Here is a 14,123-nt window from a genome sequence, read left to right on the forward strand (position 1 = left end):
GCTACTTTCGCACAGAATTTTTCCTGTAAGCAGTGTGACCCGGTGGCTAACTCCAGGTCCACTCGGAAGAGCGCGGCACGGTACGGGGCTCAATTCGTTACATGCTCGCTTCTCAGTTCCTAAGCGGCCGTCACCTAGTGGCGGCTGCTTTTTGGTTTTAAAGACACTTCTACATTATAGGTATAAGCTTAGTGGTGAGGGATTTTAGTCGCCGCATATAGTTGAAAGGCGTATTTCTGATAATCAATTAGGTTGCGGTCGGCTTCGTTCTTCTTCCATGCTTCTTCCTGGTGGCTCAGGTCAATCAAGTCGTTGGTTTTGAGCCGGCCGAGGTAAGTGGCAACTGCATCAAGCGTTTCCCACTCGGCATCGGTTAGTAATTCTTTTTCACGCTTCTTGAGAGGCTCGTACACAACAACGGGCTCGTTGGTGTCGGAGCGTCGTTTGGTGTGGTCAAGGTCCTGGCTGAGGTAGCCTTCGTCAATCAGCATGCCCAGCTGCATCTGGTACTCCTGCGGTACCGGGCCGTAGGTGATGGCCTTGTACTTATTGCCGGAGATGGAGCAGCCGGTGCGGCTGAAATGCAGAAAATCAGCGTAGAACAGCAGCTTCATCAGGCGCACCGTGAACACGTGGTCCAGATGGTGGTAGAAGTAGAGCACCATCTGCGCAAACTTGTCGAAACGCGGCACCGCGAAGCCGGTCAGGGCCGAGGGTATCTCATCTTGGTTCCAGAGGTTGCGTTGCAGCAGCTTGGAGATGATGAAACCGGTGGTGGCCTTCTGCTCTCGCTTTAGCTCCTCGGTCCGTTTGATGAGGCGCTCGTATTCGTTGGGCTTCAATTCATCCTGCTTGTCCTGTACCAACTGGCAGAAGATGCGTGGGTCGCGGGCTAGGCGCAGGTGCGCAGCGTTCGAGGTGCTGGGGATTTCTCCGTCCTCATACTGCCGGTACTGGTTGGTCCCGAAGTCCATCAGCATCGACATTTTGCTGGCGCTTAGGTCGTATTGCTGACGTAATTGCCGTATCTGCTCCGGAAAAAGGATGCGGTGCTCTGCGCGGTACTGGTTGTAAATCTGCGTGATATTCAGGTTCTCAACTTCGGCCGTGTGGTACTGCTTATGCGTTTTTTTGCATTCGTAAAAGTGCTTGGTGTAGGTAAACGATTCTTTGCGGAAAATTTCCGTAGCGGTTTCAGTCCGCAGCAATGCCGGGCCCGTGGGGCTGTCTATTTGCTGGGGTATCATGGTTTGCGTTTCGGGGCAAGCTGGCGCAGGGGGTACGTCATGGGGCGTTCTGATACGCTGTAGGCGATGCCGGCATACGGGTGGTGAATGGGGCCCAGGGATACTTCGACGCGCAGCTCCGACGTGTAGATGTTACGCCCGAACACCCAGAGGGGCGGCATATCATCGGCGACGGGGGTGGGGCCTTGCACAAAGTCGGTGGGTTCGAGGGCGAGCAGGTGCTCGGTGAGGTTATGGTTAGTGAAACCCAATTTACACAAGGCTTTTAACCCTTTGCAAACGGGGGCAGTACAGAAGAAGACCAGCGGCGTTACCAGCCGGGCTTTGAACTCGGTCAGAAAGATGCCTGCACTCGTAACGGCAGATGTTGCGGTAAAGTTCTTCAAAGGTAGTAAAGCCTGCCGAAATTCAACTTTAAAGTTGAATTAACGAAATGGAAGGAAAGGATTCAGTGGCTATATCTCCCGTAGGGTATTCAGGAAGTCATCCAGCTTGTAGGCCCCGTCTACCACGCGGCGCTCATACACCATGAAGTAGCGGAAAGCGTTGCCGGCTTTTTGGGCCCAGGTGGCCCCCAGCTTGATTTTCTGCTCCGCATCGAGGTGGTCGCCCTTGGTTTCGACCACCAGCGTTTTGCCGCTTTTGGTTTGGATGATGAAGTCGGGGTAGTGGTTCAGGAAGCCGTTGATGCGAAAGCCTTTGCCGCGCTCCGGGTTGCGGGTCCAGAAGGCGATGTTGGGCAGGTTGGCTATTTCGTTGATGACCTTCTCCTCGAAGCCGTTGATTTTCCCCTCTTGTTCATACAGCGACTTGGTGATGTCCTTACTAGTGTCGCCGGGCGAAATCTGGGTGGGGAAGACGTAAGCGGGCTGGATGAATGCCTTGTCTTGGTCAAGGAAGTTGCGGAATTGCTTGTAGGCGTACTCCTCCGATAGCAGCTTAATCTTGTCCTTGATTTTGCCGGTGTAGGTATACTCGTGGTTGGCAAAGTCGGTGAACTGCTCGTCGCTAAAGTCTTCCAGAATGCGCTTCACGTAGCGCTCAATCTCCTTGTCGGCAATGGGGTAGAGGTTGCCGATGAGGTCGAGGATGCGGCGCGTGAAGTTCTTCACCCGGCTGTCTTTGCGGCTAGGGTCCAGAATGAACGCCATGATGCGCTCCTTCGCGTCGCCGTCGATGCGAGTGAAGGTAGGCGTGGCTTCCTTCTTGGTTTCGTCGAGGTCCACGCGGTAGAGCTCGGCCGACACACCGTCGAACTTGATGTTGGTATCGGCCTTGCCCAGCGGGAAGCCTTCGAGCAGGTATTCCTTTTCCAGCAGCACGGCCTGACTGCCCTCGCCGCTATCGAAAAGGCTGGCGGCGGGCTTTTTCCAGAAGAACTGCGGCAAGACCAGGGCGGCGGCCTGCTCGCGGAATATTTCCTTGATGGGGTAGGTCTTCACGAGCGATTGGAGCACGGTGGGTAGGGGCGTGGCCCCGCCGGCGGTGCTGGCGGCCACGGTTTTTTCAAACTCGGCCTGTTGGGCCAGGGCCGCTTCAGCAATGGCCTGCACCGAGCCGACGGCGGCCGGCAGGCTGGCCAGCGGGTCGGCAACTGACACGGCCGCGGCGGCTTCGTCGGTGGCGGGGGCTAGCGGCGCAATGCGGCTCGTGTCGATGTCGGCCAGGTCATCGGCGGCCGGGCTTGGCGTGGGCGCGTCGAAGTTGAGCGGGGCCTGCACGAAGGTGGCCAGCGGGTCGGGCGCGGCCAGAGTGGCGGCGTCGGCCACTTTGTAGTCGCGGGCGCTGAAACCGGCTTTGTTGAGGCCCACCACGATTTTATCGAGCGTTTCCAGAAACTTGCCGGAGGCCGTCAGCACGTAGCTCATGTTGAGCATGGGCGCGGCGTGCGGGGCCACGTAGGGCTGGCGCAGCACCCGGCCCAGAATCTGCTCCACGTCCACGGCCGACGACTTATCGGCCAGCGAAGCCAGAATGTAGGCAAAAGGCGCGTCCCAGCCCTCTTTCAGGGCATTCACCGTGATGATGTAGCGCACTTCGCACTTGGGCGAAGCCAGGTCCTCGTTCTTCAGCTCGTTGAGCCCGGCCGTTTTGATACGGATGTGGCTTTCGGGAATTTTGAGGTCGATGAGCTTCTTTTTCAGCAGCTCGAAGGTGGTGTTATCGTCGGCCGTTTTGGGCTGGGCCTGAAACAGCACGATGGGCCGGATGTAGCGCCCGCCGGCTTTCTGCTCCTGCTTGGCTTGCAGCTCCAGGTTGCGCTGCAGCTGCAGGGCCGAGTTGATGACTTCCGTGCGGTCGTTGTGGTTGTAGACGATGACGGGCAGCTTCACCATGTGCTCCTTTTTGAGCGCCAGCGCGTCCACGAAGCTGATGATGTTGCTGTTTTTGCGGGGCGTGGCCGTCAGGTCGAGGATGAACGAGGGGTTGAGATTCTTGAGCATGTCCACGCTCAGGTCGCTTTCTGCATTATGGCTCTCGTCCACCACCACCACCGGGTTCAGGGCCTGAATCACGCGCATGAGCGTGATATCCTCGTCGTCGCCCAGCAGGGTGCCGAAGGACTGTAGGTTGCCGTTTTCCTGGTACACCTTGCGGTCTTCCTTGTTTTTGGCCCGCAGGCTGTCGAAGCTCAACACCACCAGGCTCAGCTGCTCCTGCACGCTGCTGGCCGAAAAGCCGCTGCCTTGCAGCAGGGCCGCTTTGTCGTACACCTCCACGCGGCCGGCGAAATGGGTGTTGATTTTCTGCCGGTAGGGGTGGCCGGCGTCTTTCAGGTTGCGCAGTGTCTGGTCGAGGATGGTGATGGAGGGGACCAGCCACACCACGGCCTTGGGCCGGCCCACCGGGAAGGCGGCGAAGATGGTGCGCAGCGCGTTGGCCGCCAGGAAGGTTTTGCCGCCGGCCGTGGGCACCTTGATGGTGACGTGCGGCACGCCCGGCACCGTGTTTTTGTAAGGCTCGATGGCCGTGCCTGGAAACGGCTGCAAAGGCGTGCGCGGGTGCGCGGCCCAGAAGTCGTGGAAGGCATCGGGCAGGCGCTTAGTGGCCTGCACGCAGTCCAGAAAACGAGCGAGGTCCGTGATAACCTCTTGCTGGTAGGGTTTAAGCTCCATATCGGCCAGGGGCTAGAAGCGCGAAATGTCGCGGGGGATTTTTTTGAAAATGATGCCGTGCTGGGTCAGAAACTCAGCTGGTAGCAGGCAGTTGTCGGCGTAGATGATGTACTGCCCGGCGCGGGTGCGCATGGTGGCCAGGAAGTCGTGGCTGAGCGTGGTCACAGCATCGGGCTCGTAGTGGAAGTAATAGGCCGTATCGTCGCAGAGGGCCAGAAATGCCGCGTTGTCAGCCTCGGCCTCGGCTAGGAAGGGGAGGGCCTGTTTGGTTTCGGCGTAGTAGATATACTGGCGCAGGCCCGGTAGGCCGGCCCGCTCATTCAGCTCGCCACTATCGGTAAACACCGGCTCGCCCAGCGTGAAGTAGTCGAAGCTGCCGCCAGTGCCGGGCTGGCCGCTGTAGCCCTGCATCACGCGCTTCACCCGCTCCGCCGTGATGTGCTCGGCGTAGTCTTCCATCTCAATCACGATGAACTTACGGTTACTGTCCGTCTGCTCTTTATTGAGCTTAAGCACAGCGTGGGCCGTGGTGCCGCTGCCAGCAAAGCTGTCGAGAACGATGGCGTTTTTGTCAGTGGCGATATGAACAATCTGTTGAATTAGGTCGACTGGTTTGGGTGTGTCAAAGGCTGCCTTTTCGCCAAATATCTTCTCAATGTCCCCTGAGCCATGCTGGTTAAGCGCAATGTCATACCAAATAGATGGAATGGTCATGCCTTGGCGAGTTTCGAACAGGTAAAGCTTACGCATAGGCGTTTTCGCCTCACCTTTTACTCCCCAGTACAGCCGATTCTCCTTTTCCAACTGCTTCATGTCTTCCTGGTTATGACGCCAGCAAGTGCCCTGCCGTGGGAAGACTTCTTCCTTAGTGTAGGGATTGATAATGCCATAAAAAAGGCTTGCTACAAAGCGCCCGCCTTTTCCATTGGCAGTCGTATCAATTTTGCGGAAAGGACCTTTTGGGTCTGGACCGTTGGGTTCAGTGAATACTTTGTAGTCAGCGTTCGACTTCTCCGTGCGTTGCAGCAAATTGAATTGCTCTTCCGCCAATGTCTTTTTACCTGGTCCTGATTTTGCTTTCCCGTACACCAAGATATGCTCATGAATAGAGCCAATAGTCCGGTCATTCGGTGGACTATCCCGCTTCTTCCAGATGATGTCAGCGATAAAATTATCGAGGCCAAATATCTCATCAAGCGCCATCTTTAGATTGAAGCACTCGGTATCATCAATCGAAACCCACAAGCTCCCATCATCACTCAACAGCTTATGCAGCAGTTTTAAGCGTGGGTACATCATGCAGAGCCACTTATCATGACGCGAGAGGTCATCAACTCCGATACCGGCATCTTTGCCCGTCGACTTTGCTTGTAGCGTAACCTCCAGCCATTTCCGGAGTTTAGGGTCCGATACGTTGTCGTTATAAGTCCACCCTTCTTTACCGGTATTGTAGGGCGGGTCGATATATATGCACTTCACCCGGCCCTCGTACTCGGGCAGCAGCGCTTTCAGGGCTTCGAGGTTGTCGCCGTGGATAATCTGGTTGCCGCTGCCGGTAGGCTCGGTGGTTTGGGTGCCGTCGGCCAGAGCCCCGTACTGGTGGTCGAGGAGGCGAAACGGAACGTCCTGGTGGTGGTTGATGACTTTGTCTTTACCAATCCAGTGGAGGGTGGGCATGCGGCGAGCGTAAGGGAAGTGAGGCAAAGAAAGCCGCCCGAAGGCGGGCGCTGGTCTTTGTAAATGCGGGGGAGGATGGTGGCCACGTCCACGTGGCAAGGGTAGGGCTAGGTGCGCAGCTGCTTGCGGCGGATGTCGAGGTCTTTTTTCATCACAGCGTTCAGCTTGTGCATCTCATCATTCAGCAGTGGCCGCAGCTCCCGAGCCTTTTCCTGGTGCGGAAAATCCTGCGTCGATACCATGGCATAGCCCGTATCACCAATCTTGGCGGGCAAGCCTTGTCGGTATTCTGATGACCAAGCCGATAGGGCGTCGCAGGCCAATTGCAGATGCTCCAGTACCTCTTCGGGCGCTTTCAGCATGGCCCGCGACAGCAGCGGCGACATAGCCCGATAATGCTCGTCGTAGTTCAGCCGTGATTCGGTGTAGCGAATGCCTTCGTGCAGCATTTCCAGTAGGCTCACATAAAAGTCCTCCATCGAATTGTAGTTCTGCAACAGCAGGTCCTGCCGAAACTTGCTCCGCTCGCGCCGCCCGCCCAGCATCCAGCTGAGTATGGCCACGACCACGCCAAACAAACCCGCTAGCACCGCCGGAGCAAGCTGCACGGCCGTTTTTAGTTCTTCCTTGCTCCACATACTGGCCTACGATGCAGTGCCGACTAGCGGAAGCGCATTTGCTTGTTGAGGTCGTAGTATTCCAGAAAGATGTCGTAGGCACTGCCGCCCCGGTCGGCCCAGGCCTGCGTTTTCACATAGGCTGCCCGCGCCAGCGAGGGCTTGGCCTGCCGGCTGTCAGCTCCAATGGTGCCGCCGCCTGCGGGGCGGTCCACGCCGTCGCGCAGCAGCAGGTTTTTCTCGTCGTACACCATTTGGCGCAGGTCCTTATTTTCCTCGCCGCGCGGCAGCCCCTGCATCAGCAGGCGGCGAATGGCGTAGTTCAGGTCGTAGGATTCCTTCTGGTTGTGCTGGTCGCCGGCAAACTCGGCCCCGAACGGCTCATCCTGCGCTTCTTCTTCCGGCGAGAAGGCAAAAGCGCCCTGCCGGCCTTCCGCTTCCTCCTGCGCGTCATCGGACAAGCGCTTGAGCCGGGCCAGAAAGTCCAGCTCCTGCGCGTCGCTTTCTTGCTTTTCGGAATCGTGCGGCTGGTTTTCGTCGAACTCGTCTTCGTTCGGGAGGTCGTAAGTGTCTTTCATGAGCTAACTAGGCAACGGATTGCGGGGTGTTTTGAGAAGAAGGAGCCAGGATGGTGCGTACCTCGTCGCCCTCGTTGGCCAGCGACGTGTCGGGCGTCAGCCAGGGCGCGCGGCTCAGCCCAGCGGTACACGCGTCGGACTTGGGCATGAAGCGGCTATAAAACTGCCATCCCGTCTTGTCCTGCTTCTCGCTCAGCTCCATGGCGTAGCGGTAATAGATGATGGATGGGTGCACGTTGTTCTGCGCCGCGTAGGTGTTCACGAACGACTCGACGTTGATGTAATTCTTAATGTACTCGTACTTCTGCCGGGGCAGCAGCAACTCGTCGGCGAACTGGTTGGCCTGCTCTTCCAGCAGGAAAAGGTCTTCTACCCCTTCCGTCAGGTGGTACTTGATAACCGCTAGCTTGTCGAGATGAAACAGGACGTGGCCCAACTCGTGCAGCAGCGTAAACCAGAGCCGGGGGTAGCTCTTAAAGTGGTCCGTGATGACGATGCAGGGCTTTTTGTTGATGATGAACGTGCCACCCTGCACAGCCGTGCTGGGGAGGGCCTTCTGCATAATCACCGTCACGCCCGCCGCGTACAGCGCCCGCATCACGGTGAGCATTCCCCCCCGTTCCTGCCGGGTGTAGCGCCGAATCTGCGTCACCAACTTTTCCACCTGCCGGATGTCGAACGGGTTCGGGTTCTGCACCCGCTGGAATTGCTGCACGGCCGACATAATCCAGAAGGCCTTCATCTTATCCTCCACCCGCGTGTTGGCCTTATGGTAAAGCACGGCTGCCATTTCAGTGCCGTATTCATACAAGGAGTTCAGCCCGAAGTAGTGCTTTATCCGGTCCCGGATGTGCCCGTAATCCATTGACTCGATGAAGCCAAGCTTGCGTAAGCGCACCACGTCGAAGTTGCGCACGATGAATGACGCTTCCTTCACCCGTTCCACCGTCTTATAGTCCTCCGCTGGCATCACCGAAGCGGCCACCAATTTCATAACCTGCTCGATGCTCACGTCCAGAAAGTGCGCCAGCTTAAGAGCAGTCAGCACGTCCAGCTTTTGCAGCGCGCCCGTTACCAGTCGCTCATATGAGGTGCGCGTCATGCTCAGAATCTCGCTGGCCGCCTTTGTCGACAGCCCGAGCTCCTCACGGCGGCGCTCAATAAGACTTGCCAAAGAAGGGGCATCAGACGACGCCAGCAGCTTGAGCACCTCATCCATTAAATCGGATGGGAGGTCAGGGCCATTTGCAAAGTTGTCGCTCATAGGGAATACCAATTCTTTTGGCAAAGATAGCAGACTGTACAATTTTGTACAACAGATAAAGGCGGCAAATTTTATCAATTTGAAGCCTCACAATTCAAAGTGCCAGTTCTACAGCGCTTGACCTGCCGCATTACCCGATTAATTCTGCCCTGCAAGCCAAAATGACTTTGATGCTAACGCCATAAGCATTAGCTAAAATGCCACCAGTGTTGCGCCTACCGCACTACCAATAAATCTTCCAATCGAGTAGTGAAAGCTGGTGAGCGCCACTGGGCTTTGCCTTCCCAGGGCGCGGTGTTGCCCTTCCCGGCCGCAGTGCGGTGCTCAGGGGAGGGTACTGCCGCAGCAAGGCGCACGGCTCCTTTTCCGAAGCGCAGATTCAGTGCATCGAGGCTGGCCATCAAGCCGGGCCGGGCTGGTGCAATAGTCTGTTCCTCCTGCTTGGCCTTAAGAGGAGGGGGAGAAGTTGCGCTACCAAACAAGGAAAGCTGCAGGCCCACCCCGGGCGGCTCCAGGCCATCGAGCACTACGCCCGCCTTGTGGTAGACCGTGCCCGGCTCCCACAGTCGGTGGAGCAGCGCGCGGGCATAGCTCAGTAGCACCGTAGTGTCGGCAGTTGGTCCGATGGGCAGCGTGAGCGTCGCCGAGCGCGAAAAAGGTGGCAGGACATTGGCCGCAAAGCGGTTTTTGCTGATATAAACGGTCAGCACATGGGCTGTGTCGCCCTGCGCCCGTAGCTTCTCGGCCGCCCGGGATACGAATGCTGATACAGCTCCATACACGTCCGAAAAGGCGCTGAGCGGCCGGCCGAACGTTCGCGAGCAGCTGAGGCTTTGCCGGCTGAGGGTGCCATCTTCCGAAGGGTGCAGCCCCGTGCAGGGACGGCCTTGCAGTTCCTGCACCAGGCGCGCCCCCACGACCCCGCCCAAGTGCTTGCGCGCCCATGCGTCCGATACGCGGGCCAGGTCGGCGGCCGTGTCAACGCCGGCCGCGGCGAGCTTGGTGGCGTACTGCCGACTGATGCCCCACACGTCGCCCACCTCCACCTGCGCCAGGGCCCAGGCCCGCCGCTCGGCGTTGTCAAGGTAAAGAACCCCGCCGAGGTCCGGGTTCTTCTTGGCAATGCGGTTGGCCAGCTTGGCCAGGGTTTTGGTGGGCGCCACGCCCACGCAGGTCGGAATGCCCGTTCGGGACCTGACACCCGCCCGAAGCTTCCGGGCAAAGGTGTCCAGGCTGCCGTGGTATTTCTCCATCCCGGCCAGGTCCAGGAACGCCTCGTCGATGGAATACACTTCCACGGCCGGTGCCGTCTGACCCAAATACCACATCACCCGTCGGCTCATGTCCCCATAAAGGGCATAATTGCTCGAAAAAATGGTTACGTCGTGTTGCTTCAGCAGTTCCTTAACCTGGAAATACGGCTCGCCCATTTTCAGGCCTAGCGCCTTGGCTTCGGCCGAGCGGCTGATGATGTTGCCGTCATTGTTTGAAAGCACCACCACGGGCCGGCCCTCGTAGCGCGGCTGGAAGACTCGTTCGCAGCTGACGTAGAAATTGTTGCAATCTAGGAGCCCGTACATAGCTATTCGCGGGTATGAAGTAAGGCGTGCAGCTTGCCGGGTACCAGCTCGTGCACGACGTGGGTCACCACTCCCCAGATGCGTAGCCCGTCCGGGTCGGTAATCTCGTAAGGGCTGTAGGCGGGATTTTCCGGCATCAGCCACCAGATTTGGCCTTTGCGCACCAAGCGCTTGACGGTTACCTCGCCCTCGACCACCGCGACGACGACGTGGTTGTGGTCCGCTTCCAGGTGCTTGTCCACAGCCAGCAGGTCGCCGGCATGAATTTCGGCTCCCGCCATGCTCTCGCCCGATACCCGCACCAGGTACGTGGCATCTGGGTGCCGCAACAGCAGCCGGTTCAGGTCGAACAGGCCCCCGACCTCGACGTGGTCATTGGCTGGGGAAGGAAAACCAGCGGGTACCAGGCAGCTGAAATAAGGCAGCAGGAAGGGGGTGGGAGTAGGCGCTGGGACCCGTATTAAATCTATTTCACTCATAGGTCAGCAGGATAAGAGGAACGCAAAGTAAACGTGTGCCAATTAAGTTAGTATGTCGCTAACTAATAAAATTGGCAATTGGTTACGAATACGATAAGACCGCCAGTATGCTTACTACTTAATGAGGAGCTACCCTTTGCCGCGTTCCACGCTAAAAAATGCCTGTTATAGGAAGGTTACCCAAGTTGCTACCTTGCGCAGGGTTTACTTTCCCGACGCTGTTCCCATTGCCCCGATTATGCTGGAAACCATTATTAAAGAGCTGATTGACTCAAAACGTGAAGGGGAATACTGGGACTTCAAAGTCAAGCACCATGACAATAACGCCGACTTGTTGCATGACCTGCTTTGCCTGGCTAACTCCCTGTACCAAGGCAAGCGGTACCTGATTTTTGGCGTTAATGACCCCGCCAAGGGTGCAAACATCGTCGGCCTTGAAGCAGCGGAAGCTGGTCGAAAGAGCCAGGCTAACTATATTGATTTCGTCAGAAACCAGCATTTCGCCGGCAGCATCCGGCCGGAAATTGAACTGGTAACGCTGGTGCTCGACGGCAAGGAAATTGATGTGCTGGTAATTTTCGACAATCTTTATAAGCCCTACTGGCTAACGCAGGATTATCAGGATAGGGGTAGGAAGGTGAGGGCCCACCACGTGTACACGCGGGTAGGCGACACCAATACCCCGCTGGGGATGTCTGCTGACTTGCTGCGCATCGAAAAAATGTGGCGGCAACGGCTCGGGCTGGATATGCTGCCGGTTGAGCGTATGAAGCACTTGCTGGGCCAGCCCGAAGAGTGGTTCAAGGACTTGGGCAACAAACGGTATGCCTACCACCAGAACTTTCCCGATTACAGGATTAAATTTTCCGCCCCGAAGCCTTTCTGGGAGCCCTACAGCTACTTTTTTACCAATAAGAATTCCTTTCTGGGCACCGCTACTTTCAAGCTGAACGCCACTACGCTGTTTGAGCTGCAATACGTTTACCTCGATGAAATGCGGCTTATGCTGCCGGCCCCGGAGGTTGAGTACGTAGAGTTGCCAGTCCGGGAATTGCGTTACTACTACTATGATGCGAGTACCGCCGAAGGCCGATTCCTGGTTTTCCTGACCGAAGGCCGCGGCAGGATGGAGTCCAGGGGGAGTACCTCACCATTTCTGGTTTTCAAGCACGAGCGTGAGCGGCAGGAGTTCAATCAGTTTCTGGTCGCCAACGCAGCACGATTTGAGGAGGCAGAACCTGGTTACGCGGCCCGGCACGCAGCCAAGCTGATGCAGAAGGAAGGCAACAACGCTACAATCAGCCCCCTCGATATTGGCAAGGTAGTCGTGCTGTATAAGGCTTGGCGACAGGGTAATACCCTGAGTTAGTAAGAGTCTGCCATTACAGCACCCTGGCCAGTGGGCTGCTTACTTTCTATATGAGCAGCGGCCACAGGGCCGGCGGCCGAGTTTCAGGGCAGCGGCCTTGGTGAGTGGTTTTACCGCCCGCGTACACCAAGCCAGGCCCTCGCAGCGCGGTGAAATGTGATAGGCATACGAAGCCGACCCTTCGCATATATACACTGGCACTGGCCGAGGTGATGAGAAAAGGAGCAGTAGCGCGAATTGGTATAGCAACATCAGATTTATAGCGAGGCTCTAAGGTAAGATTCCTTGAGTTATCATGTTTTTACAATTGCATAATTGCAATCATAAAATCACAATTACATTTTTGCAATTGTAAAATTAAGAACGTATCTTAGATGGATAAATCAGCCATAAAAGCCGCCACCATGAGCCAGCAAAGCATCAATCTGGAACGGTCCCAAACATGGGATGCCCTTTGTTTCCCCGTTGCCGCCGTACCGTTAGAAACCTTACTCCCGACTGGCTACCGCATCGTGCCCACGGACCGCAAGCAGGCCATCGTGGGGGAATTGCCGGATGGGACGAAGAATATCTTCGCCATGCAGAGCGGTGAGTACAGCCTGATTAAAAACGAGGTCCTGCGCGAGGCCGCTGAGTTGTACCTGCCAGGGCACACCATTGATGCCAGTTTTACGCCACAGGGGGAATTTTCCATCAACTTGATTCTGCCCGACGAAGTCAATATCGCATCGAGCTCGGCGAATACCAAAGTGGTGGACCGGCTTTATAAGTCGATGATTATTAACAACTCTTACTCAGGAAAAACGCCGTTCTCGCTGCAAGGCACGGCGTTAAAGGAACACATTGAGACGGGCACGACCTCGAAAATGCGGGTGAGCTATTACCGGCAGGTGTGCACCAACGGCCTGATGGGCTGGGCTGATGACTATATGAGCTTCGACCAATACTTAGCCTGGCTGCTGAACGGCAAACCGAAGAAGTTTAAGGACGCGCTTAAAATCAAAGATGCCGAGCTGGTCGTGCTGACGGGCCGCCAGGTGCAGCGCGAGCAGGAAGTGCTGGTGGATAAGAAGTTTCACCACAAAGGCCTCAACCTGGAGGTGTTTAAAAAGCAGCTGGCCAGCATCTTTACCGCCTTCCAGAGCCAAACCAACTCGCTGACTCCCACCATCGGGGTCTACAAGGAGCTAGCCAAACGTCCCACGCCGGAGAACCTGGCTACGGTCATTACCGAGAGCGGCTTGCCGAAAATGCTGGCCCGCAATGCGATGGACCGTCTGGCTGAGGAAATGAGGATGCTGGAAACGCCCGCCAATCTGTGGCTGGCCTACAATGCCGTGAACCACGCGCTGTTCAACAGCCGTAGCTCGCTTTCCATCAGCGACCGGTTCCGGCTGGACGAGGCCGCGTTTCATCAGTTGGCCACGCTGGCCTTGACCTAGCCCACCGGGGGCATGCGCATAGCCGCGTGGTCGTAATAGAGGGTAGCCCAGCCATTGGGGTTGGGGCTACCCTTCGTGCGTTGGTGCAGCACGTCCCAGACTTCGGAGTAGGGAATGCTCACCCGCGTCCAGTCGGCGAGGCGGCGGCCGTCGAGCAGAACATCCAGTCGCAGTTCATCGGCCCCCAACTCAAGGTTGCGCGTCGTTTCCTCGTTGAGCCACATAACGGCCAGCCACCACCGCGCCGGGTCGTCGCCATCTTCGTTGTCTTCGACGTGGTCGTAATAGTTGGCTTTCAGAAAGTAATGGTTCTTGGCGTCGGGCAGGCCGGCGGCCACCGCTTGCAGCGCCGCGGCGAGGGGAGCAGGGCAATTCATGATTCCGTGATTACGCTTTGTTGGTAGGCCCAGTCTTCAGGCGATAGAATGGCCTGCATGAAGGCGGAATAGCCCTGGTCGCGCCGTTCCAGCGCGTGCCGGCGTAACGCCAGGCTGCTTTTGCTTTGCTCGAAGCCTTCCTGCTCGACCACGCGGCGCATCTTAGCCGGTAGGCCTTCAAGCCAGTCCAGGTAGTCGGCCTCGGTGATTTCGCCTACGGCCTGCTGCTGGTAGCGGTAGCTGGCATTGCCCAGCCGAAACAGGCGGGCGTGCTCTATCCGCTGCTCTTCCGGCAGGGCAGCTAGAAAGTCCAGCTGCGACTGGTGAAATTTATCAAGCGGGTGCCGGGGCTGAAGCAGGTTTTCCATACCTTATAT

Annotated in this window: 13 protein-coding genes; 2 read left to right on the forward strand and 11 right to left on the reverse strand. The window is 57.1% G+C overall.

Annotated elements, in window-relative coordinates:
• Positions 1–188: 188 nt before the first annotated feature.
• From Q4S41_RS23655 to Q4S41_RS23695, 9 genes are all read right to left on the reverse strand, one after another.
• On the reverse strand, positions 189–1,247 hold the full coding sequence (locus Q4S41_RS23655) for a type II toxin-antitoxin system antitoxin SocA domain-containing protein (RefSeq protein ID WP_305033592.1): 1,059 nt from the start codon (positions 1,245–1,247) through the stop codon (positions 189–191).
• Complete coding sequence (locus Q4S41_RS23660; protein ID WP_305033593.1) at positions 1,244–1,498, reverse strand: hypothetical protein; 255 nt, start codon at positions 1,496–1,498, stop codon at positions 1,244–1,246. Before Q4S41_RS23660 ends, Q4S41_RS23655 begins: the two co-directional genes overlap by 4 nt.
• Positions 1,499–1,702: 204 nt before the next feature.
• Positions 1,703–4,363, reverse strand: coding sequence for a DEAD/DEAH box helicase (locus Q4S41_RS23665; protein ID WP_305033594.1), 2,661 nt, complete (start codon positions 4,361–4,363; stop codon positions 1,703–1,705).
• Between the two features lie 12 nt (positions 4,364–4,375).
• Positions 4,376–6,040 (reverse strand): site-specific DNA-methyltransferase, encoded by a 1,665-nt coding sequence (locus tag Q4S41_RS23670; protein ID WP_305033595.1) that lies wholly within the window; start codon positions 6,038–6,040, stop codon positions 4,376–4,378.
• A gap of 107 nt (positions 6,041–6,147) precedes the next feature.
• Positions 6,148–6,678, reverse strand: coding sequence for a hypothetical protein (locus Q4S41_RS23675; protein ID WP_305033596.1), 531 nt, complete (start codon positions 6,676–6,678; stop codon positions 6,148–6,150).
• 23 nt (positions 6,679–6,701) lie between these two features.
• Positions 6,702–7,235, reverse strand: coding sequence for a hypothetical protein (locus Q4S41_RS23680; protein WP_305033597.1), 534 nt, complete (start codon positions 7,233–7,235; stop codon positions 6,702–6,704).
• 7 nt (positions 7,236–7,242) lie between these two features.
• A complete protein-coding gene (locus tag Q4S41_RS23685; protein WP_305033598.1) occupies positions 7,243–8,454 on the reverse strand; it encodes an ImmA/IrrE family metallo-endopeptidase in 1,212 nt (403 codons plus the stop codon).
• A gap of 260 nt (positions 8,455–8,714) precedes the next feature.
• A complete protein-coding gene (locus tag Q4S41_RS23690) occupies positions 8,715–10,079 on the reverse strand; it encodes a Y-family DNA polymerase (protein WP_305033599.1) in 1,365 nt (454 codons plus the stop codon).
• Between the two features lie 2 nt (positions 10,080–10,081).
• Complete coding sequence (locus Q4S41_RS23695) at positions 10,082–10,558, reverse strand: LexA family protein (RefSeq protein ID WP_305033600.1); 477 nt, start codon at positions 10,556–10,558, stop codon at positions 10,082–10,084.
• A gap of 238 nt (positions 10,559–10,796) precedes the next feature.
• On the opposite strand from Q4S41_RS23695, the gene Q4S41_RS23700 reads away from it, so the two are divergent.
• Positions 10,797–11,927 (forward strand): AlbA family DNA-binding domain-containing protein, encoded by a 1,131-nt coding sequence (locus tag Q4S41_RS23700; RefSeq protein WP_305033601.1) that lies wholly within the window; start codon positions 10,797–10,799, stop codon positions 11,925–11,927.
• A gap of 374 nt (positions 11,928–12,301) precedes the next feature.
• Entirely contained in the window at positions 12,302–13,369 is a 1,068-nt protein-coding gene (locus tag Q4S41_RS23705) for a hypothetical protein (protein ID WP_305033602.1), read from the forward strand.
• Here Q4S41_RS23705 and Q4S41_RS23710 read toward each other — a convergent pair.
• Positions 13,366–13,746, reverse strand: a complete 381-nt coding sequence (locus Q4S41_RS23710) for a hypothetical protein (RefSeq protein WP_044518443.1) — start codon at positions 13,744–13,746, stop codon at positions 13,366–13,368. The two genes, Q4S41_RS23705 and Q4S41_RS23710, sit on opposite strands and share 4 nt — an antisense overlap.
• Entirely contained in the window at positions 13,743–14,114 is a 372-nt protein-coding gene (locus Q4S41_RS23715; protein WP_305033603.1) for a hypothetical protein, read from the reverse strand. The genes Q4S41_RS23710 and Q4S41_RS23715 overlap by 4 nt, the downstream gene beginning before the upstream one ends.
• Positions 14,115–14,123 lie beyond the last annotated feature (9 nt).

Source organism: Hymenobacter convexus, assembly GCF_030580955.1.
In the GTDB taxonomy this organism is placed as follows: Bacteria; Bacteroidota; Bacteroidia; order Cytophagales; family Hymenobacteraceae; genus Hymenobacter.